Here is a 20,983-nt window from a genome sequence, read left to right on the forward strand (position 1 = left end):
GCGTGCTAAGGTGCCGCCCGCACTACCTTCGAGGCGAGCGGGCATGGATATCAAGCAACTGAAGTTTCTCGTGGCGCTCGACGAAACGCGCCATTTCGGCCAGGCGGCCGCGCGCTGCCATGTCACCCAGCCGACGCTGTCGATGCGCCTGCGCAGCCTCGAGGACGAACTCGGGCTGCAACTGGTGATCCGCAGCCAGCGCTTCGAAGGCTTCACCGCCGAGGGCGAGCGCATCCTCGCCTGGGCGCGCAGCCTGCTGGCGGCGCAGGACGGGCTGTACGCCGAGGCAGCGTCCTGCCGCGGGCAACTGGTGGGCACGCTGCGCCTGGGCGTGGTGCCGCTGGCCGGCTTCGATCCCATGCAACTGGTGCGGGCATTCGCCGAACGCCATCCCAACCTGCGCTTCGAACTGTTCGCGCTGAGCAGCGAGCAGATCCTCGAAGGCCTCAACCGCAATCTGCTGGACCTGGGGCTGTCCTACCTGGAGCGCCTGGACGACGCGCATTTCGCCAGCCTGACGCTGGGCGAAACGCGCATGGGCCTGCTCCACGACGCGCGCCATTTCCGCTTCGCCACGCCATCGCTGGGCTGGGAAGCCCTGGCCGACCTGCCGCTCGGCCTGCTGACCGGCGGCATGCATTTCCGCCAGTCCATCGACCACGCCCTGCGCAGCCGCGGCCTCGCCCTCGCGCCGCGGCTGCAGACCGACGCGGTGCACCACCTGCTGCAGGCAGTCGAGGCCGGCCTGTGCTGCGCGATCATGCCGCTGGACAGCGGCCTCGACGCGCTGGACGAACGCCTGACGCTCACCCCCATCGAGGGCGCCACTACCCTCGCCCCGCTGGGGCTGATCCTGCGGCGCGGCTCGCCCCGTTCGGCCCTGGGCGAGGCCTGTTTCGACGAGGCGCGCGAGCTGCTGCAACGGCTGGAAGCACCCGCCGACTGAGCCCTGATCGACAGGCTCGATCACCCCATCGAACATAACGATTGGACGGTCGCGTCCGCCAATCCTAGGCTTGCCTGCGTCGACCTGTCGCAGGCCCGCCGCCATGCATTACGCCACGCTTCACTCCGCACAGACCTCCACCCCCGGCAATCCGGGCGCCGCCGTGCTGGCCGAGGAATGCGCGCTGGCCATCGCCTACAACGGCCTCAACCAGGCGGTGATGATGGTGACGCCGCAGGATCTGGAAGAATTCGTCGTCGGCTTCAGCCTGAGCAGCGGGCTGATCGAGCGCATCGATGACCTGCGCGACCTGCGCCTGCATGGCGACGGCAATGCCCGCCATGCCGAGGTGCAGGTCAGCCCGCGCGCCTTCTGGGCGCTCAAGCAGCAGCGCCGCCAGTTGGCCGGCCACAGCGGTTGCGGCCTGTGCGGCGTCGAGGCGCTGCAGCAGGCATTGCCGCGACTGGCGCCGCTGAGCCCGGTCGCCCTGCCGCCCGACGACCACTTCCATCGCCTGCGCGAACGCATCGCCGAGGCCCAGATGCTCGCCCGCGACAGCGGCGCGCTGCACGCCGCACTGTTCGTCGACGCCGGCGGCGCCATCGTCCTCTGCCGCGAGGACATCGGCCGGCACAACGCCCTGGACAAGCTGATCGGCGCGCTGGCGCTGCAACGCCGGCCGGCGCGCGATGGCTTCGCGGTGGTCACCAGCCGCTGCAGCCTGGAACTGATCCACAAGGCCGTGCGCGCCGGCATCGGCACGCTGGTCAGCCTGTCCGCGCCGACCAGCCTGACCGTCGAATGGGCGCGCCGGCACAACCTCAACCTCATTCACCTGCCCCATCGCAGCGCGCCCCGGGTCTACAGCCCGGCGCCGGCCCTGCCCAACCACGACGGATGATTCCCATGAGCCGCACGTCCCGCTTCCATCCCGCGACCCGTTTCCAACCCTACGCCGGCCCCGCCGGCGGCTGGGGCGCGCTGCGCAGCGTGGCCAGCGCCTGGCTCGGCAGCGGCAACGCGCTGAAGAACATCCGCGCCATGCTCAGGACCAACCAGAACGGCGGCTTCGACTGCCCCGGCTGCGCCTGGGGCGATTCGCCCGAAGCCGGCGCGGTGAAGTTCTGCGAGAACGGCGCCAAGGCGGTGAACTGGGAAGCGACCCGGCGCCGCGCGGACGCCGCCTTCTTCGCCCGCCACAGCGTCAGCCAGCTGCGCGAGCAGAGCGACTACTGGCTCGAATACCAGGGCCGCCTGAGCGAACCGCTGCGCTACGACAGCGCCAGCGACCGCTACCGGCCGATCGCCTGGGACGACGCCTTCGCCCTCATCGCCGAACACCTGAACCGGCTGGACAGCCCGCACCAGGCCGCCTTCTACACCTCGGGACGGGCCAGCAACGAGGCCGCCTACCTCTACCAGCTGTTCGGCCGCGCCTTCGGCACCAACAACTTCCCCGACTGCTCGAACATGTGCCACGAGGCCAGCGGCGTGGCGCTGGGCGAAGCCATCGGGGTCGGCAAGGGCACGGTGACGCTGGAGGACTTCGCCCAGGCCGATGCGATCTTCGTGCTCGGCCAGAACCCCGGCACCAACCACCCGCGCATGCTCGAGCCGCTGCGCGAGGCGGTGGAGCGCGGCGCCCAGGTGGTCTGCTTCAACCCGCTGCGCGAACGCGGGCTGGAGCGCTTCCAGCACCCGCAGAAACCCATCGAGATGCTCGCCAACCAGGACGCGCCGACCCACAGCGCCTACCTGCGACCCAACCTCGGCGGCGACCTGGCGGTGCTGCGCGGCATCGCCAAATACCTGCTGCAATGGGAACGCGAAGCCCAGGCCAACGGCGCGCCGGCGGTGTTCGACCACGCCTTCCTCGCCGAGCACACCCAGGGCATCGACGCCTACCTGGCGGCGGTGGATGCCACGCCCTGGACGCAGATCGAACGGCAGTCGGGCCTCGATCGCGAGGCGATCCGCCATGCCGCGCAGATCTACCGCGACGCCGGGCGGACCATCGTCTGCTGGGCCATGGGCATCACCCAGCACCGCCATTCGGTGGCCACCATCCAGGAGATCACCAACCTGCTGCTGCTGCGCGGCAACCTCGGCAAGCCCGGCGCCGGCGCCTGCCCGGTGCGCGGCCACAGCAACGTGCAGGGCGACCGCACCATGGGCATCAACGAACGGCCGCCGGCCGCGCTGCTCGATGCGCTGGAGCGCCACTTCGACCTGCCGATGCCGCGCCAGCCCGGGCACAACGCCGTGGAGTGCATCCAGGCCATGCTCGCCGGCGAGGTGAAGGTATTCATCGGCCTGGGCGGCAACTTCGCCCAGGCCACGCCGGACAGCCCGCGCACCCGGCAGGCGCTGCACAGCTGCGCACTGACCGTGCAGATCAGCACCAAGCTCAACCGCAGCCACCTGACCGTCGGCGGCGACGCGCTGATCCTGCCCTGCCTCGGCCGCACCGACATCGACCGCCAGGCCGGCGGCCCGCAGGCGGTCACCGTGGAAGACTCGTTCAGCATGATCCACGCCTCCCACGGCCAGCTCGAACCGCTGTCCGCGCAGATGCGCTCGGAACCGGCGATCATCGCCGGCATCGCCGCCGCCACCCTCGGCAAGCGCCCGCTGGACTGGCTCTGGCTGGTGGAAGACTACGCGCGCATCCGCGAACTGATCGAGGCGACCATCCCCGGCTTCGCCGGCTTCGACCGCAGGCTGCACCGCCCCGGTGGCTTCTACCTGGGCAACGCCGCCGCACGGCGCCAATGGAACACGCCCAGCGGCCGCGCCGAATTCAAGGTCCATCCGCTGCCGGCCGAGCTGCTGCCGGAACAGGCGCGCCAGTCCGGCGCGGACGCCGACCTGGTCCTGCAGACGCTGCGCTCCCACGACCAGTACAACACCACGCTGTATGGCCTGGACGATCGCTATCGTGGCGTGAAGGGCATGCGCGAGGTGGTGTTCGTCAACCCCGACGACATCCGCCGCCTGGGCCTCGAGGCCGGCCAGCGGGTCGACCTGGTTTCGCTCTGGGACGACGGCATCGAGCGCCGCGTGCGCGGCTTCACCGTGCTCGCCTACGACACCCCGCCCGGCCAGGCCGCCGCCTACTATCCGGAAACCAACCCGCTGGTGCCGCTGGAAAGCTTCGGCGAACGCAGCTATACGCCGACCTCGAAATTCGTTGCCATTCGCGTGTTACCGAGCACGTTGGAGGAGGCAGAAAGGCTGCTCGCCGTCGATAGCTGATCGAGGGACGCTGGCCGTTCACCTTAAATGTGGATACCCATGGCGAAGCCATGTTCGCTGCCAGCGCCCTCAGCATGCCGTCATCGCTCGCCACCGGTTGGAACGCGGTGCTGATGAGGGATGCGCACTATTTACCGCTTCCGCGTACCGCCTGAGTCAGTTGCCTGCCGGCCCGTACGTACTAGCCGCTCGAGCGTTGCGCGTCCATCAATTGGCGCCTGCGCTCGCCCGGTGTCACGCTGAACCAGCGTCGGCATGCGCGATTGAATACGCTCTGTTCGCTGTAGCCGAGCATGCCCGAGATATGCGACATGGGAATGTCGCGCTCCGCCAGGTAGAAGTCCGCGCGCTCGCGGCGGATGGCTTCGAGCATTTCCTCGAAACCACGCCCTCTTTCGGCCAGCTGCCGTTGCAGCGTGCGCTCATGCAGCCCGAGCTGTTCGGCGATGAGCACCAGACGGCACTGCTGGGTCGGCAGCAGGCGCAGCACCAGACGGCGAACCTGCTCCAGCAGATCGGACGAGCCCTGCAGATGCACTTGGCTGAGATACTGCACCAGGGTGCGATGCAGGGCAGCGTCCTGGCGTTCGATACGTTGCCTGAGATGCTGCGGGCTGAGCATCAGTGCGTTACAGGCCTGGCCGGTGTAAACCTCGCAGCCGAAATAGCGCCGATAGCGTGCAGCCGTCAGCGGACTGTTGCCGGCCAGCAACACCGCCTGGGCACTGAAATGCGGGCCACAGAGCAGCTTCATGGTGTTGTGCGCCACGCCCAGGGCCAGCTCGGCCATCTGCCGCTGCGGTCCTGGCAGACGCAGCTCGATGATCAGGCGCGGCGCCTCCGGCTCGCTATGGTCGAGGTCGAGGCGGATGCCGTCACTGTGATAACCGATGAAACGCACGATTTCCGTCAGTGCGAGACCGACGCTGGTGGCGTTGCGCGCGATCAGGGCAATGGGGCCGAGTACCGCGAGGTTCTGATATTCGGCCATGCGCAGACCGAAATCGGCACAGGCCAGCTCCTCGGCCACACTCTCCAGGAGCGTCACCAGTGATTGGAAGGGCACCCGCGCATCCTCGTCGTCGAGCAGCTCCGGGCGAATACGAAAGCGCGCCAGAAATGGCTGGGGATCATGCCCCAGCAAGGTGACCAGCTCGCGAAAGCCGCCGAAGGAGGTTGTGCGGATGAGTGGATTCATGTCGTGGAGAATCAAATATCTGTCGTCAAAGATCAATCTTTGCCGATCGCGCCGACGAAGAATCCCAGGGTCGCTCCCCTTCCCGGAGATTCCCATGCAATTCGATTACATCATTGTCGGTGCCGGCTCCGCCGGTTGCGTATTGGCCAACCGGCTGAGCGCCGATCCGGCGGTGTCCGTCTGCCTGCTCGAAGCCGGCCCGCGCGACTGGTCGCCGCTGATCCATGCGCCGGCGGGGGTGGCGGCCATACTGCCGACCCGCCATGTCAACTGGGCCTTCCACACCGTGCCACAGCCCGGCCTGGGCGGCCGCCTTGGCTACCAGCCACGTGGCAAAGTGCTCGGTGGCAGCAGCTCGATCAACGGCATGATCTATATCCGTGGTCACCAGAGCGACTACGACGACTGGGCCAATCTCGGCTGCGAGGGCTGGGGCTTTCGCGATGTGCTGCCCTACTTTCGCAAGAGCCAGAAACATCACAAAGGCGCCAGCGAATTCCACGGTGGAGAGGGCGAATTGTACGTCGGTCAGATCGAGGCCCATGCGGCCACCCACGCTTTCATCGAGGCCGCGCAGCAGGCTGGCCACCGCTACAACGCCGATTTCAATGGTGTCGAGCAGGAGGGCGTGGGCCAATATGACGTAACGATTCGCGAGGGGCGCCGCTGGAGCACCGCGACGGCCTTCCTCAAACCGGTCCGCGAACGCACCAATCTCACCGTGCTGACCGGCGCCCATGCCGAGCGCGTCCTGCTGCAAGGCAAGCAGGCCATTGGCGTGCAGGTGAATCACAAGGGCCGCTCCACCGAGCTGAAGGCACGCAAGGAAGTGCTGCTCAGTGCAGGCGCCTTCGGCAGCCCGCAGCTTCTGATGCTCTCCGGCATCGGCCCGGCAGCCGAACTCAAACCGCAGGGCATCGCCATCCGGCACGAGCTACCGGGCGTCGGCCGGAATCTGCAGGACCATCCCGACGTCGTGCTCGGCTACAAGAGCACCGACAATTCGCTGCTCGGCTACTCGGTCGGCGGCAGCTTGAAAATAAGCGCCGCGCTCGGACACTACCTGGCGCGCAAGCGCGGTCCGCTGGCCAGCAACTTCGCCGAGGGCGGTGGCTTCCTGAAGACCGACGCCACCCTGACGCGACCGGATATCCAACTGCACTCGGTGGTCAGCCTTCTCGACGACCACAACCGCAAGCTTCACTGGGGCCATGGCTTCAGCTGCCACGTCTGCGTGCTGCGCCCGAAGAGCATCGGTAGCGTCGGCCTGCAATCGCCCGACCCAGCCGCGCCGCCGCGCATCGATCCCAACTTCCTCGGCCATGAAGACGATGTGCAGACTCTGCTCAAAGGTTATCGCATGACCCGCGAAATTTTGGCCCAGTCGCCCATGGCCCGCTTCGGCCTGAAGGACGTATTCAGTGACGGCCTGCACAGCGACGAGCAGCTGATCGAGCTGCTGCGACGGCGCACCGACTCGATCTATCACCCGGTCGGCACCTGCAAGATGGGCCGAGACGAATGGGCTGTGGTGGATGGCCAACTGCGAGTGCATGGTATCCAAGGCCTGCGAGTGGTGGATGCTTCCGTCATGCCGACGCTGGTCGGCGGCAACACTAACGCCCCGTCGATCATGGTTGCCGAGCGCGCGGCCGAATGGATCGCCCAGGACTGATCCGACTCACTACAACAACAAGAGGAACTCTCAATGCATCATTCCATGCTGCGACTCTGCTCGGCGGGCCTGAGCATCGCCCTGCTCGTCAGCCCTCTCGCCCAGGCCTCCACAGCGCCCACCAAGCCGGCCACCGATGCGACCAGGGCGGCCAACCAGGCCGTGCTGGAACGCCTGCCGTTCGCCGATCGCGAAGATTTCAAAAATGCCCAGCGTGGCCTCATTGCCAAACCTGAGACCCTGACCATCAAGGATGCCAGCGGCAAGGTGGTGTGGGATCTGGAGAGCTACAAGCGATTCATCGCCGAAGACATGCCGGCACCCGACAGCATCAACCCCAGCCTGTGGCGACATGCTCAGCTCACGCTTGAATACGGCCTGTTCAAAGTGACCGATGGCATCTATCAGGTACGCGGTTACGACCTTTCCAACATCACCTTCGTAGAAGGCAAGACCGGCTGGATCGTGTTCGACCCGCTGCTCAGCCAGGAGACCGCCAAGGCCGCCTACGAGCTGGTCAATCAACATCTGGGACACAAGCCCGTGGTCGCGGTGGTTTACAGCCACTCGCACATCGACCATTTCGGCGGCGTGCGCGGCGTAATCGACGAGGCCGACGTCAAGTCCGGCAAGGTGCGCATCATTGCCCCCGAGGATTTTTCCGAGCATGCGATCAGCGAGAACGTGATCGCCGGCAATGCCATGGCCCGCCGCTCGGTCTACATGTTTGGCGCCCTGCTGCCGCGTAATGCTCAGGGTGGCGTGAACGCCGGCCTGGCCCCGACCGTGTCCTCGGGCACCACCACCCTGATCATGCCCACCGAGTTCATTCACGAGACCGGCGAGGAGCTCGACATCGACGGTGTGAAAATGGTGTTCCAGGTGACGCCGGGAGCCGAGGCGCCGGTGGAGATGAACACTTACTTCCCGCAGTTCAAGGCGCTGTGGATGGCAGAAAACACCACCAACACGATGCACAACATCATCACGCTGCGTGGCGCACCGGTACGCGACGCGTTGCAGTGGGCCAAGTACATCGGCGAGGCCCAGGCCCTGTACGGCGACCAGACCGAAGTCAAGTTCCAGAGCCACCACTGGCCGCTGTGGGGCCAGGCGCAGATCACCGACTATTTGAAGAAGCAGCAGGCTATCTATAAGTACATCCATGACCAGACGGTGCGCATGATGAACCTGGGTATGAATGGTGAGGAGATCGCCGAAGCCATGACGCTGCCGCCGGAGCTGGAGTCTTTCTGGCCGACCCGCGGTTACTACGGCACCCTGAAGCACAATGCCAAGGCGGTCTATCAGCGTTACATGGGCTGGTACGACGGCAACCCGGTCAACCTGGATAAGCTGCCGCCGCAGCCGGCGGCGAAGAAGTATGTCGAGTACATGGGCGGTGCCGCGTCCGTGCTGGAGAGGGCCCGCGCCGATTTTGCCAAAGGTGAGTATCGCTGGGTGGCCGAGGCCGCCAAGCAGGTGGTGTTTGCCGATCCGGACAACACAGCAGCCAAGAACCTGCTGGCCGACTCGCTCGAGCAGTTGGGCTATCAGGCCGAATCCGGCCCGTGGCGCTCCGTATATCTGCAAGGCGCATACGAGCTACGCAACGGCTTACCTACCGGCGGCGGCATTATCAGCGCCAGTCCGGACGTCATTCGCGCCATGACTCCCGAAATGCTCTTCGACTATCTGGCCGTTCGCCTCAACGGCGAGCGCGCAGCGGGCAAGAAACTGGTGCTCAATTACCGTTTCACCGATCTTGGCAAGGACTATGCGCTGACCGTTGAGAACGGAGTGCTGACCTACGAGCCGAAGCTGGCCAACGACGCCGATGTCGGCCTGACGATGAACAAGACCACCCTTGAAGACATCCAGCTGGGCAAGGCCACTCTGGAGCAGAAGGTCGCTTCCGGCGAGCTGAAGTTCGACGGACGTCCGCAGGCCTTCGCCGAGTTCATGGGCCTGCTCGACACGTTCGACTTCTGGTTCAACATCGTCACGCCCTAGGAGAGCAAAAAGCCGCTCGGCAACGAGCGGCGACAATAACAGGGGAAACATGCATCTAACGAGCGCCACCCTGAATGAGCCTTGATGCGAAGGCTCATTCAGGTAGCCTGCCAGCAAAGGTTCGCTATCGATGCGCTCAGTACTGCCAGGAGGCCACCAGGCGGAAGCTGCGGCCGGGTTCGCTGGTTACAGCGGCAATGATGTCCGTGACGTCATGCTCGAAGCCGTCGAGAAACGCTTCAGACAGGCACTGCCGCTCGCCTCGGGAGTTCAGGCGACTGAGCACAACATCAATTTAACGGGGCCGCGGTGCCCGGTTTGATAGGGGCACGTCCACTGACCGTGCAGATCAGCACCAAGCCCAACCGCAGCCACCTGACCGTCGGCGGCGACGCGCTGATCCTGCCCTGCCTCGGCCGCCCCGACATCGACCGCCAGGCCGGCAGGCGGTCACCGTGGAAGACTCGTGCAGACAGAGCAGCAGTTGATCGCCAGCGGGCAATGACGCTCATTCGAAGCGGCTGGCGTCGTCGCGATCGTGCTGGTAGCGCCGACTGAGGGGAAACGGCGGCAGCCAGCCTTCGCGGCGCACGGTCCAGCATTCGTAGGTCGGCGTCAGCTGGTCGGGCGCATCCAGCGCGCCGAGGTGCACCTCGATTTCATCGGCGAAGCGAGAAAAAACCGACGAGCCACAGCGCGGGCAGAAGTACCGTCCGGCATATTCGGCCGTCTCGCCCTCGACGGTCACCGCATCTTGCGGGAACACCGCAGCCGCGTAGAACAGCGCACCATGATGTTTGCGACAGTCCAGGCAATGGCAGACCCCGACCCGATAGGGCTGCCCCGCCGTCACGATGCGCACGTTGCCGCACAGGCAGCCACCGGTTAATGAATTCACCTTGCGTCTCCTCCGTCAGTGAAAGCGCCACGCCCAGGCCACCGGACTTGGGCCGCGGCTCGACCGCCCGTGAAGCGTAGTCGCCTCTAGAGTGCCGTACTAACGAAGCACGTAGACCCAAGCCTCGACCAGCCGTCCGCGTAGACTCGCCGTCAGCCAGTTTGCCACCGATGCGCTGTAGAACTTGAAAGCCTGACCTAGCCTTTCATCATCTCGAGCACCCGGGCAGCGAGCACGTCTATCGCGAATGGCTTGGTCAGCACCTGCATACCAGGCCCAAGCGAACTGTTGCCCAGGGCGGCGCTCTCGGCATAACCGGTGATGAACAGCGTTTTCAGACCAGGGCGCACCTGGCGGCCGGCATCGGCCATCTGCCGGCCGTTCATTCCACCGGGCAACCCGACATCGGTGATCAGCAGGTCGATGCTCACGTCCGACTGCAGCAGTTTCAACCCCGCCACGCTGTCCGACGCTTCGATCAGCGTGTAGCCGAGATCGCCCAGCACATCCATCAGCAGCAGGCGTACGGTCGGCTCGTCGTCGACGATCAGAATGGTGCCGCAGACGCCCGCGAGTGTAGTCGCCGGGCTGGTTCGCCCACTGCTGCTGATCCTTGCATTGCCGTGGTAACGCGGAAGATAGATGCACATCGAGGTTCCGCGACCGACCTCGGAATCGATGCGCACCTGTCCGCCGGATTGCTTGGCGAATCCGTAGATCATCGAAAGCCCCAGCCCGGTGCCCTCGCCGATCGGTTTGGTGGTGAAGAACGGATCGAACGCCTTGGCGATCACGCTGGGTGTCATGCCGGTCCCGGTGTCGGTCACCGACAGCGACAGATACTCGCCGACGGGCAGGTCGTAGGCCTGGGCCATCTCCGGGCCAAGCCTGCGGTTGGCTGTCTCGATGGTGATCCGCCCGCCGTCGGGCATCGCATCGCGCGAGTTGATGCAGAGATTGAGAATCGCGTTTTCCAGCTGGCTGGCATCCACCGACGCCGGCCAGAGGTCGGGTGCGCTGATGGTTTCGAGCAGGATGCTCGGCCCCACCGTACGCTGGATCAGCTCGGTCATACCCTCCATCAGCATGTTGACGTCGACCGGCCGTGGGTCGAGGGTTTGACGACGGGAGAAGGCGAGCAGCCGATGGGTCAGCGCCGCGGCACGCCTGGCGGCGCCCTGCGCGGCCGACATGTACTTGTCGATATCGTCCAGCCGTCGCTGAGAAACCCTCAAGTTCATCAATTCCAGCGCGCCACTGATGCCGGCCAGCAGGTTGTTGAAGTCATGAGCGAGGCCGCCGGTCAGCTGGCCGACCGCTTCCATCTTCTGCGACTGACGCAATTTCTCCTCGGCCTGGATCAGCTCCGCCGTCCGCTCGGCCACACGCTGCTCCAGCGTGTCGTTGAGTGCGCGCAGTGCAGCGGTGGCGCGATCCCGCTCCGCCTCGATGGAGCGTCGATCTTCGACGTCGATCAGCACGCCGGGAAAGCTCAAGGGCGTGCCGTCCTCCGCATGATCGACGCGCCCGTTGGCCTCTATCCAGTAGAACCTGCCATCGGTCCTTCGCACGCGGTATTGGTGCGCATAGGCACCGCCGCGAGCAATGACTTCTTCGATTGCGGCGGTCAGCCCGTCCCTGTCCTCGGGATGCACGGTTGCGATGATCTGCTCGAGGCTGAGCCCATCACGATCGAGAGTGGGGTCGAGGCCGAAGGCGTTCGCGAAGCCTTCATCCACTGTGAAACGGTCGGCCGGCAGATGCCAGTTCCAGGTACCGATGATCGCGCCTGCCTCGAGGGCCAGCTGGACGCGCTGCACACTCTCCCGTGCGAGGGCTTCGCTGACGCGCAGGCGTTCTTCGGCATTTCTGCGCTCGGTGACGTCGTTGAAGAGAATGGCAATTCGCCGCTCAGACGGATCGCCGACGCGGACGGCGCGAACTTCGAACCAACGCTCGAACGCCTCGGCGTAGTTCTCGAAGCTGGCAGGTTCGCCGGTCTTGGCGACGTGACCATAGGCCTCGAACCAGAACTGCTCCAGGTCCGGCGCGAACTCGGTGACCCATTTGCCGCGCAGGTCCACCCCGGCCTGACGCTCGAATGCCGGGTTGGCCTCGAGGAAGCAGTAGTCCACGGGATTGTCGTCGGCATCGAATTTGACCTGAACGATCGCGAAGGCCGCCTCGATGGTCTCCAGGATGGTGCTGAAGCGCTCCTCGCTCTGGCGCAATGCCGCCTCGGCAGCGCGAATGCGGGTGAGGTCGAGCATCGCGCCGATCATCCGCACGGCCTGGCCTTGGACGTTACGAATCACATGGCCACGGTCGAGGATATCCGCATAGGAGCCATCCAGACGGCGAAAGCGGTACTCGTCGGTCCAGGTCACTTCGCTGCCATCGATGACCGCATGGATAGACCGGTGAATACGTGCGCGATCATCCGGATGGATATGCGCCAGCCACCATTCACCAGTGCTTTCTACGGTGGCCAGCGGATGGCCGTATGCCTGTTCCAGCGCATCGTTCCACAGCACGTGATTATTAAGCAGATCCCAGTCCCATACGGCATCGTTGGTCGCCTTCGCAGCCAGCCGATAACGCACCTGGGTGTCTTCCATGGCTAGGCCCGCAAGGTGCTCGCTGGTGCGGTCACGCAGGATCTTCATGAAGCCAAGGTGCGTGCCTTCTTCGTCATGGATCGGCGAGAGTTCGCCCGCTGCCCAGAACTGCTGGCCGTCCTTGCGTAGGTGCCAGCGCTCGTCCAGGGCGCGACCCTCGCGCAGCGCAGTCTGCATTTCTTCGCTGAACCAGTCACAGGCCCGATCGGCGGGCGTGAAGAAGCGCTCCGCGCTCTGCCCGCGCATTTCCTCTGCGGTCCAGCCCATCACCTTCTCGGCGCCGGCATTCCAGTCGGTGATGATGCCTGCGGTATCGGTCAGGATGATGGCGAAATCGACCACGCTCTCGAATATCGCGCGCTGACGTGCCTCGCTGCCAGCCAATGCCAGAAGGCTGGCCTGCAGCGTCTCAGGGAGTTCTTTGGAGGCGCCCGACTGTGCAGGTGTCGGACGCTGACGATGCTGTTCGCGGGCGGGTTGAATTTGAGATATGGCCGTATCTGGATCGATTTCGGCCAGATCCAGAACCGTGCGCAGGCGTGCCACCTCAGCCACCAGCTCCTCTCGGGTCAGATTTTCCAGAGCTATTTCCATTTTGCATCGTAATGAATGGGCGGGCGGTCATCCCGCGGCGAGCTGTACCTCATAAAAGCAGAAACCACCGGGCTTTGCATCCGCAGGTGTCCAGGCGGTTGCACGAAATCAAGGGGCGTGGCATGAGTGATTGTGGCACCCCAGACGCATCGATTCCGCCTGCACCCTGCACTGCCTGGACGGCCATTCTACGCGGGGCAAACGCCACTTGGCATTGAATCGACTTGATACAAGCGGTCCTTCCGTTTTGGACGACCTGCGGCAGGCAACGACTTCGGTCACAAAGCCCTCCCCTTCATCACACAGTCATCAACCTGAAAAAACCGCCTGAACTTTTGCCAGAAGGGACTGTCACTCAGCTGATGCGCCCTACGGAGCGCCTGCGTTTTCGTGCCGTTTGCACGTCGGGCTCCGGCCTGTGGCTGCCACCGATTCCAGCCACGTTCAGCGTGCTTCTCGCTGCGCCCGAGCCTGCGTCTCGCGCGCCAGACAAGCCGACCTCACCGCCCTCATGCTTGGGTCCTACTCTTCCAATAACGCGAACTTTTCATGTCCATATCTCTTCATCTTTCCGCCCTGCTCTCCCGGTTCAGTTTTACCCAGCCGCGCCAAGTCATCGGCGCCAGCCTGTTCGGCGCCCTGCTCATCGCCGGCCCCGTGAACGCCCAGGAATCTTCCGATAGCACGCGCTGGGTCAGCGACAGCCTGAACACCTATGTGCGCAGCGGCCCAACCGATGGCTATCGCATCGTCGGCACGCTGACTTCGGGGCAAAAGGTCGAGCTGATCAGCACCCAGGGCGATTACAGCCAGGTTCGCTCGGAATCCGGCAGCAACGTCTGGATACCCAGTAAGGAGCTGCAGGACGTTCCCGGCCAGGCCGAGCGTCTGCCGCAGCTTGAACAGCAAGTCGCCGAATTGAGCGAGGAACTCAAGACCATCGACGAAAGCTGGCAGCTGCGTGTGCAAGGCATGCAGGAAACCCTGGACTCGCGCAAAGCCCTGATCGACGAACTGGACGCCCGCCGCATCGCCCTCGAAGCCGAGCTGACCGAAGCACAGTCGGAACTGCGCACCACCCAGGCGCGGCTGGGCGACGAGAACAAACAGGTACTCATGCAATACATGGTCTATGGCGGCAGCATCGCCGGTGCCGGCCTGCTGGTAGGGCTGATCCTGCCAATGCTGACCCGCGGCCGTAAGCGTAACGATCGCTGGTTCTGAGGCAATCAGCCGATCAAGCCTGCCGCTGTGAAGTAGAGCGCTGTACCGAACAGCATGCTGCCGACGAGCCCGACTCGGCCGTTGATGGCGAGCAGCGCGACGGCCAACAGTGACGTCGCAGCCGCCGCCGGTGCAGCACTGATTTCAGTGTATGCGACGTAGACTGCGAGATTGATGAACACCGCGGTTGGCAGAATCTGCCCGACGACGCGTATACCGCCCGCACCGAGCGGCATGCTGACGAATACTGGCACGACCCTGACCAGTACGCTGGCGATCAGTAGCGCGGCGGTGGCAATCAGGGCCGGCTCGTTCATGCTCGGACTCCGTTCAATAGCAAGGCTACGAGCAATACGCCGGGGATCCAGAAGTACACAGGGCCAAACAACAGGATCAGTGCGAGCGACGCTGCGGTGCAAAGCACGATCAAAGCTGTCCCGGCAAGCTGGCCGCCCCGGAAGTGCGCTCGCCGTGCCTTCAGCTGCGACAACGCGAGATAGAACAAAACGGCGCTCGCCGGAAAGCCGAGGTTGAGATCGTCGCTGAGCCAATTTTCAGGCAGGGCATCACCGATCACCGCGCCAAAGGCTCCTGCCACTACCCAGGTAAGAAATATTGCGCTGCGTATCTGCAGCATCCGGTTGATCGACTCGTCTTCCCGTTCACAGGCATAGGCTTCGTCGCCGAGCATGTGTGCGCTGCAGGCTCGCGCGAATGCAGATCGAGGCATCCGTCCTATAGTCGAGATCGCCATCGGCAGGTAACGACAATTGATCGATGCAGTTACAAGCAGCAGCGTGAAGAACCCCGTGCCACTCTCGGAAAGCGGCAATGCTGCGAACTGCCCGCTGCCCGTGAAACCTAGCAAGCCGATCAGCAGAACATCCAGTACCGACCAGCCCGACCTAGCGGCCAGCACGCCGAACAGCAGGGCAACCGGCATGACCGACAATGCTGCCGGGAGGGCCTGCTGCAAAGCGCTGCTGGTTACCAGCGGGGACGCCGTCCGGTCCGCGCTCTCTACTGTTTCTGGCACTTTCTTCACTCCGAGCTGCGCGATGAGATACCAGGCGAAGAGTGAAGAATGCCGCCAAAGGATTCTTGTACGATCGTGCAACTGCGCGCTGACTTCAGCTCAGCCGCATCAGCCGCGCCCAGTGCGCTGGGGTAAGGCCATAGGCTTGTTTGAAGTGGCGACTCATGTGGCTCTGGTCGCTAAATCCCGAAACGAGTGCGGCGTCAGCCACTGAGATCCCGTTCGCAAGCAGCCGCCGAACATGATCGAGCCGACGTAACGTCAGGTAGCGGTACGGGCTGGTGCCATACAGGGCACGAAAATCCCGCGACAGGTTCCAGCGATCCCGGCCGGAAACTCGCTCGAGTTCGTCAAGGCCGAGAGCTTGATCCAGATGATGGTGCATATATTCCCGAGCCAGTTCGGCGGCACGAAAGTCGGCTCGTCGGCGACTGACTCTTACCCCGGCTACGACGGACATGACCTGAGCCAGGTCAAACAGCGCATCCTGCTGCTCCAATTCTTCTATCGGGTTGTCCAGGCAAGACAATAGCGCCCAGACGACACGCCGTAAGCGGGGATCACGGGATATCCCGTCACTGATGAAAGGCAGTGGCTGCCCACCGAGCGGCCCCTGCAGCATCGCTGGCTGGACATAGATTATCCGGTACCGGAAGCCCACCTCGCTCCCCGCCTCACCGTCGTGCAACTCGTCGGGATGCACCACGAAGGTATTCCCGGGCAGACTGTAGCGGGCGCTCTTACGGTAGTTGAAACGGTGCACGCCGGCGAGCGTACAACCAATCGCATAAGTGTCATGCCTATGGGGCGCGAAACCGTAGCCACTGAAGTAGGCCTCAAGCCGTTCAAGGGGACCTGGTTCATCAGGGCGCCGTATCCAGTCCTTATTGCCCTTCATTGCTATTCCCAAGCCCCAAACGCCGTCGTACCCACAGTAGCGATCCACAGCTACGGCGGGCAAGTTCTCCAGGCACCCGATACCCTGGCTTCAAGGCTCGCGCTTGAGCCGCTCCGTTCGTCAAACCGCCATCGCTTAAGCCGATCGGGCGAACTATGCTTGCCGAAGAGCACTGCTAGGAAGCCAGGCACACATGGGCGCAGTATGGCGGTCCGACAAGTCATCCCAGGATGGGCGTAACAAGCGCGCCCCTTCCCCCAAATCATCCCGCACATCAGGCAAAGGCCGCCGCAAGGCGGCACGCCGACTGGCGCTGCTCGTCGGCGTTTCGCTGCTGGCTGGCGGCGGCTATCTCGGCTGGCAGGAGCTGGACAGCGCCCGTTGGCAATCGCACTGGTTAAGCCGCTATGCGGCCGATCTGGATTACGTGGTCAAACCCGGGCCGAGCCCGCGCATTCAGTTCCCCGAGAACGGTCCGTTCGATCGCCGCCTGGGCTACGTCGATCTACCGCGCTTCATCGAGCAACTGTCGCAGCGCAACTTCAGGATCGAAGAGCAGGCGCGCTTCTCGCGGGCATTGCTGGATTACACCAACCGCGGCTTCTTTCCGCCCTACCCCGAGGATTCCCAGGCCGGGCTGACCATCAACGACTGCCGCGGCGTGCCGCTCTACACCAACAGCTATCCACGCCAGTATTACGAGCGCTTCGAGGACATCCCGCCGCTGGTGGTCATGAGCCTGCTGTTCATCGAGGACCGCGGCCTGCTGGACACCAGCCGTCCCCACGCCAACCCGGCGGTGGACTGGCCGCGCTTCACCAAGGCGGCGATCAGTCAACTGGAGAAGCGCCTGGGTCTCGGCGGCCAGGCCGCCGGCGGCAGCACCCTGGCCACCCAGGTCGAGAAGTACCGGCATTCGCCCGAAGGCCGCACCGGCGATCCGCAGGAAAAGATCCGGCAGATGATCTCCGCCAGCGTGCGTACCTATCGCGAGGGCCCGCAAACCCTGGCCACCCGTCAGCGCATCGTGCGCGACTACCTCAACAGCGTGCCGCTCTCGGCGGCGCCCGGACACGGTGAAGTGCATGGCATCGCCGATGGCTTGCGACTGTGGTTCGGCGCCGACTTCCGTGAGGTCAATCGCCTGCTCGACCCACGCAGCGCCGACGAAGTCGATGCGCAGGCGCGCGGTCTGGCGCTGCGTCAGGTGCTGTCGCTGCTGATCGCACAGCGGCGTCCGTCGTACTACCTGGGTGCCGGGCGCGAGGAAATGGCAACGCTGACCGACAGTCACATCCGCCTGCTGGCCAACGGCGGCATCATCAATGCCGGCCTGCGCGACGCAGCGCTGGGCCAGCGCGTCCTCGGGCAAAGCCCGAGTCGCGATTCGGCGATCCGGCAGGTGGACGCCACCAAGGGCATCACCGTCGCGCGCATGCGCCTGGCAGGACTGCTCGGCTTGCCCCTGTATGACCTGGATCGCCTGGACCTCACCGCCAGCACGCCGCTGCAGGGTGATCTGCAGGCACAGATCAGCGAGTACCTGGTGCGCCTGGCCGATCCCGCTTTCGCCGAATCGGTCGGGCTGTTTGGTGATCGCATGCTGTCCCCGGAGAAGACCGCCGCCGTGCGTTACAGCTTCACGCTGTTCGAGCGCGGCGAGGAAGGCTTCCAGGTGCGGGTGCAGACCGACAACACCAACCAGCCGTTCGACATCAACGAGGGCAGCAAGCTGGAGCTGGGTTCAACCGCCAAGCTGCGCGTGCTGACCACCTATCTTGAGGTTATCGCCGAGCTGCACCAGCGCTACTCGGATCTCACCCCAAGCGAGCTACGCAAGATCGACACCAAGGCCAATCTAAGCCGCTGGGCCATCGATTACCTGGCCACACACAGCGACCGCAGCCTGGAGCGCATGCTCGACGCCGCGCTGGATCGGCGCTACTCGGCCAGCCCCGCCGAACGCTTCTTCACTGGCGCCGGCATGCACCGCTTCGGCAACTTCCGCCGTGAAGACGACGGGCGCATCCCCACCGTACGCGAATCGCTGCGCGAATCGATCAATCTGCCCTTCGTACGGCTGATGCGTGATCTGGTGAGTTACAGCACCTACGAAACCATCAACAGTGCCAAACTGCTGGGTGACGACAAGGACCCGCGCCGCCAGGAATACCTGACCCGCTTCGCCGATCGCGAGGGCTCGGTGTTCCTGCAACGTTTCTGGAAGAAGTACCGCAACAAGAGCGCCGAGCAGCGCATCGAGACCTTCCTGCAGGGCATGCGGCCGACACCCGTGCGCCTGGCGGCCGTGCACCGCTACCTGATGCCGGATGCCGAGCGGCCAATGTTCGACAGTTTTCTCAAGCAGCATCTGCCGGACTCCGATCTCAACGACAAGAAGCTGGATGCGCTCTACACCCGCTATGGCCCGGGCGCCTACAGCCTGCCCGATCAGGCCTACATCGCCCGCACGCACCCGCTGGACCTCTGGCTGCTGGGCTACCTGATCGCCCACCCGCAGGCGACGCTCTCCGAAGTGGTTGCCGACAGCCGCGCGCAGCGCCAGGAAGTCTACGGCTGGCTGTTTCGCAGCCGGCACAAGAGCGCGCGCGACAGCCGGATTCGCATCATGCTGGAGGTCGAGGCCTTCACCGACATTCATCGCCGCTGGCAGCGGCTGGGCTATCCGTTCGACAACCTTGTGCCGTCACTGGCGACCGCGCTGGGCAGCTCGGGTGATCGGCCGGCTGCGCTGGCCGATCTGATGGGCATCATCCTCAACGATGGTGTCCGCCTGCCCAGCGTGCGCATCGACAACCTGCACTTCGCCCAGGGCACGCCCTATGAAACCCGCATGGACCTGGTCGCCGGGACCGGCAAGCGGGTGATGCCGGTCGAGGTCTCCAGGGCGCTGCAGGATGCGCTAGCCAATGTGGTCGAAGGCGGTACTGCGCGGCGTTTGCAAGGCAGTTTCGTGCAGCAGGACGGCAGCGCTTTGCGAATGGGCGGCAAGACCGGCACCGGTGACAACCGCATCCAGAGCGTCGGCGCTGGCGGCCGGCTGATCAGCTCGCTGGCGCTGAACCGCACAGCCACCTTCGTCTTCTATCTCGGGCCCAACCACTTCGGCACGCTGACAGCCTATGTGCCTGGGCGCGCCGCCGACAGCTTCCGTTTTACCTCGGCGCTGCCCGTGCAGACACTCAAGGGCATGGCGCCCCTCCTGCAACCCTACCTGCAAGGCCAGAACACGCTGTGCCGACCGGAAAACCTGCCGGCACTGACCAGCGGCATGCTTTCGGCCGAAAAGTGATCCCCAAACGCCCGCATCGGTGCCCTTCCCGGCGCCGATTTCGGCGCACGCACCGGCAAAAACTGGACGTAATCCAAATTCGTTTGCGACGCTTCGCCTGATTGCCTGTCGAATACCCCGGTCCTGGAACCAATCTGGAGTGCACACCTGATTGCCGAACTGATCGGCCATAACGGGAAACGTCATGATCGAAGGGATACTGCTGCTCACTACGGGACTCTTTGTGCTCGTCACACTCCTGCCGCTGTGGAGGCATCGCGCCTGGTGGGTGCGCGTATGGGAGTTTCCGCGCCTGCAGCTCGGCGCGCTGCTGGTCGCCCTGCTCGTCGCTCAAGGCATGCTGCTCGACTACAGCCAGCCCTGGCATTACCTGATCTCCGCCCTGGCCGGCGCGTGTCTGATCTACCAGCTCGCATGGGTCGTGCCCTACACACGCCCCTGGCGCAACGAGGTGCGCAGGGCGGAGACAGATGCTGCAGGGCCGCGCATCCGGGTGATGTCATCCAATGTGCTGGGGCCGAATCGGCAGTCCGATCGGCTGCTGGCGCTGGTTCGCGAGTACAGCCCCGACGTGCTGGTGACCCTCGAATCGGACCAATGGTGGGAAACGCAGCTCGAGCAACTCGCCGAGCAATACCCGCACAGCATCCGCTGCCCACTGGACAACCTCTACGGCATGCATGTGTTTTCACGTCTGCCGCTGGAAGAGCCGGAGCTGTGCTTTCTGGTGGAGGACGACGTGCCCTCCATGCATGCCCGGGTGCGTGTCAGCGACGAGCTCGCGGTGCGCATGCACTTTCTGCATCCGGCACCGCCCAGCCCGACCGAGAACGAGGAATCCACCGAGCGCGACGCGGAGCTGCTGGTGGTCGCCAGGAGCATCCAGGACAGCGATGACCCGATCATCGTCAGCGGCGACCTCAACGATGTCGCCTGGTCGCCCACCACGCGCCTGTTCCGCAAGATCAGCGGACTGCTCGATTCACGGGTCGGCCGCGGCATGTACAACACCTTCCATGCCCATCACTGGTTTCTGCGCTGGCCGCTTGATCACTTCTTCCACAGCGCGCATTTCCGCTTCATCCGCCTGCTGCGGCTGCCTGATATTGGCTCCGACCATTTCCCGGTGTTCATCGAGTTGCAGTACGACCCCAAGCACACTGAAGAGCAGCATGGCCTTGAAGCCGATCGCGACGACGAGCAGCAGGTCGAGGAAACCATCGACAAGGAGCCCGTCACCCCGGGCGAGGTACCGCAACCTGCGGCCGGCCCGCGACGCTGAGCCGCTGGCCATCAGCCGCGGCGATAGGCCTAT

At 64.5% G+C, this 20,983-nt stretch carries 15 protein-coding genes; 8 read left to right on the forward strand and 7 right to left on the reverse strand.

Annotation, left to right across the window (positions count from 1 at the left end; genetic code table 11):
• Nucleotides 1-43: 43 nt before the first annotated feature.
• The 3 genes from P5704_002985 to P5704_002995 all read left to right on the forward strand — a co-directional run bounded on the left by P5704_002985 (nucleotide 44) and on the right by P5704_002995 (nucleotide 4,201).
• The gene (locus P5704_002985) at nucleotides 44-946 is read left to right on the forward strand and encodes a LysR family transcriptional regulator (GenBank protein WOF79482.1); all 903 of its coding nucleotides are present in this window, start codon (nucleotides 44-46) and stop codon (nucleotides 944-946) included.
• 103 nt (nucleotides 947-1,049) lie between these two features.
• Nucleotides 1,050-1,847: a formate dehydrogenase accessory sulfurtransferase FdhD gene (fdhD, locus tag P5704_002990; GenBank protein WOF79483.1), complete on the forward strand. Its 798-nt coding sequence runs from the start codon at nucleotides 1,050-1,052 to the stop codon at nucleotides 1,845-1,847.
• Nucleotides 1,848-1,852: 5 nt separating this feature from the next.
• Complete coding sequence (locus P5704_002995; GenBank protein WOF79484.1) at nucleotides 1,853-4,201, forward strand: FdhF/YdeP family oxidoreductase; 2,349 nt, start codon at nucleotides 1,853-1,855, stop codon at nucleotides 4,199-4,201.
• A gap of 181 nt (nucleotides 4,202-4,382) precedes the next feature.
• Here the strand turns inward: P5704_002995 and P5704_003000 are convergent, their stop codons facing one another.
• Entirely contained in the window at nucleotides 4,383-5,399 is a 1,017-nt protein-coding gene (locus P5704_003000; protein ID WOF79485.1) for an AraC family transcriptional regulator, read from the reverse strand.
• A gap of 94 nt (nucleotides 5,400-5,493) precedes the next feature.
• Here P5704_003000 and P5704_003005 point away from each other — a divergent pair, with 94 nt between their 5' ends.
• Nucleotides 5,494-7,074 carry a choline dehydrogenase gene (locus tag P5704_003005; GenBank protein WOF79486.1) on the forward strand — a complete coding sequence of 527 codons (1,581 nt, stop codon included), beginning with the start codon at nucleotides 5,494-5,496 and terminating at the stop codon, nucleotides 7,072-7,074.
• A gap of 33 nt (nucleotides 7,075-7,107) precedes the next feature.
• A complete protein-coding gene (locus P5704_003010) occupies nucleotides 7,108-9,087 on the forward strand; it encodes an alkyl sulfatase dimerization domain-containing protein (GenBank protein WOF79487.1) in 1,980 nt (659 codons plus the stop codon).
• Between the two features lie 136 nt (nucleotides 9,088-9,223).
• Here the strand turns inward: P5704_003010 and P5704_003015 are convergent, their stop codons facing one another.
• The 3 genes from P5704_003015 to P5704_003025 all read right to left on the reverse strand — a co-directional run bounded on the left by P5704_003015 (nucleotide 9,224) and on the right by P5704_003025 (nucleotide 13,197).
• Entirely contained in the window at nucleotides 9,224-9,373 is a 150-nt protein-coding gene (locus P5704_003015) for a hypothetical protein (protein WOF79488.1), read from the reverse strand.
• Between the two features lie 222 nt (nucleotides 9,374-9,595).
• Nucleotides 9,596-9,985: a GFA family protein gene (locus P5704_003020; GenBank protein ID WOF79489.1), complete on the reverse strand. Its 390-nt coding sequence runs from the start codon at nucleotides 9,983-9,985 to the stop codon at nucleotides 9,596-9,598.
• Between the two features lie 197 nt (nucleotides 9,986-10,182).
• Entirely contained in the window at nucleotides 10,183-13,197 is a 3,015-nt protein-coding gene (locus P5704_003025; GenBank protein WOF79490.1) for a PAS domain S-box protein, read from the reverse strand.
• 549 nt (nucleotides 13,198-13,746) lie between these two features.
• On the opposite strand from P5704_003025, the gene P5704_003030 reads away from it, so the two are divergent.
• Entirely contained in the window at nucleotides 13,747-14,421 is a 675-nt protein-coding gene (locus P5704_003030) for a TIGR04211 family SH3 domain-containing protein (protein ID WOF79491.1), read from the forward strand.
• Nucleotides 14,422-14,426: 5 nt separating this feature from the next.
• Here P5704_003030 and P5704_003035 read toward each other — a convergent pair whose 3' ends face one another.
• From P5704_003035 to P5704_003045, 3 genes are all read right to left on the reverse strand, one after another.
• The gene (locus P5704_003035; GenBank protein ID WOF79492.1) at nucleotides 14,427-14,738 is read right to left on the reverse strand and encodes a hypothetical protein; all 312 of its coding nucleotides are present in this window, start codon (nucleotides 14,736-14,738) and stop codon (nucleotides 14,427-14,429) included.
• Entirely contained in the window at nucleotides 14,735-15,466 is a 732-nt protein-coding gene (locus tag P5704_003040) for an AzlC family ABC transporter permease (protein WOF79493.1), read from the reverse strand. The genes P5704_003035 and P5704_003040 overlap by 4 nt, the downstream gene beginning before the upstream one ends.
• An 85-nt stretch (nucleotides 15,467-15,551) precedes the next feature.
• A complete protein-coding gene (locus P5704_003045) occupies nucleotides 15,552-16,355 on the reverse strand; it encodes an AraC family transcriptional regulator (GenBank protein ID WOF79494.1) in 804 nt (267 codons plus the stop codon).
• A gap of 193 nt (nucleotides 16,356-16,548) precedes the next feature.
• On the opposite strand from P5704_003045, the gene P5704_003050 reads away from it, so the two are divergent.
• Together P5704_003050 and P5704_003055 are read left to right on the forward strand one after the other, a co-directional pair.
• Complete coding sequence (locus P5704_003050; GenBank protein ID WOF79495.1) at nucleotides 16,549-19,668, forward strand: transglycosylase domain-containing protein; 3,120 nt, start codon at nucleotides 16,549-16,551, stop codon at nucleotides 19,666-19,668.
• A 184-nt stretch (nucleotides 19,669-19,852) separates the two neighbouring features.
• A complete protein-coding gene (locus tag P5704_003055) occupies nucleotides 19,853-20,950 on the forward strand; it encodes an endonuclease/exonuclease/phosphatase family protein (protein ID WOF79496.1) in 1,098 nt (365 codons plus the stop codon).
• Nucleotides 20,951-20,983 lie beyond the last annotated feature (33 nt).

It is taken from the genome of Pseudomonas sp. FeN3W, from assembly GCA_030263805.2.
In the GTDB taxonomy this organism is placed as follows: Bacteria; Pseudomonadota; Gammaproteobacteria; order Pseudomonadales; family Pseudomonadaceae; genus Stutzerimonas; species Stutzerimonas stutzeri_G.

Excerpts from the sequence above, each read along its gene's own strand:
- P5704_002985 (WOF79482.1), top strand. The coding sequence starts at position 44 with ATGGATATCAAGCAACTGAAGTTTCTCGTGGCGCTCGACGAAACGCGC.
- fdhD (WOF79483.1), top strand. The coding sequence starts at position 1,050 with ATGCATTACGCCACGCTTCACTCCGCACAGACCTCCACCCCCGGCAAT.
- P5704_002995 (WOF79484.1), top strand. The coding sequence starts at position 1,853 with ATGAGCCGCACGTCCCGCTTCCATCCCGCGACCCGTTTCCAACCCTAC.
- P5704_003000 (WOF79485.1), bottom strand. The coding sequence starts at position 5,399 with ATGAATCCACTCATCCGCACAACCTCCTTCGGCGGCTTTCGCGAGCTG.
- P5704_003005 (WOF79486.1), top strand. The coding sequence starts at position 5,494 with ATGCAATTCGATTACATCATTGTCGGTGCCGGCTCCGCCGGTTGCGTA.
- P5704_003010 (WOF79487.1), top strand. The coding sequence starts at position 7,108 with ATGCATCATTCCATGCTGCGACTCTGCTCGGCGGGCCTGAGCATCGCC.
- P5704_003025 (WOF79490.1), bottom strand. The coding sequence starts at position 13,197 with ATGGAAATAGCTCTGGAAAATCTGACCCGAGAGGAGCTGGTGGCTGAG.
- P5704_003030 (WOF79491.1), top strand. The coding sequence starts at position 13,747 with ATGTCCATATCTCTTCATCTTTCCGCCCTGCTCTCCCGGTTCAGTTTT.
- P5704_003035 (WOF79492.1), bottom strand. The coding sequence starts at position 14,738 with ATGAACGAGCCGGCCCTGATTGCCACCGCCGCGCTACTGATCGCCAGC.
- P5704_003045 (WOF79494.1), bottom strand. The coding sequence starts at position 16,355 with ATGAAGGGCAATAAGGACTGGATACGGCGCCCTGATGAACCAGGTCCC.
- P5704_003050 (WOF79495.1), top strand. The coding sequence starts at position 16,549 with ATGGGCGCAGTATGGCGGTCCGACAAGTCATCCCAGGATGGGCGTAAC.
- P5704_003055 (WOF79496.1), top strand. The coding sequence starts at position 19,853 with ATGATCGAAGGGATACTGCTGCTCACTACGGGACTCTTTGTGCTCGTC.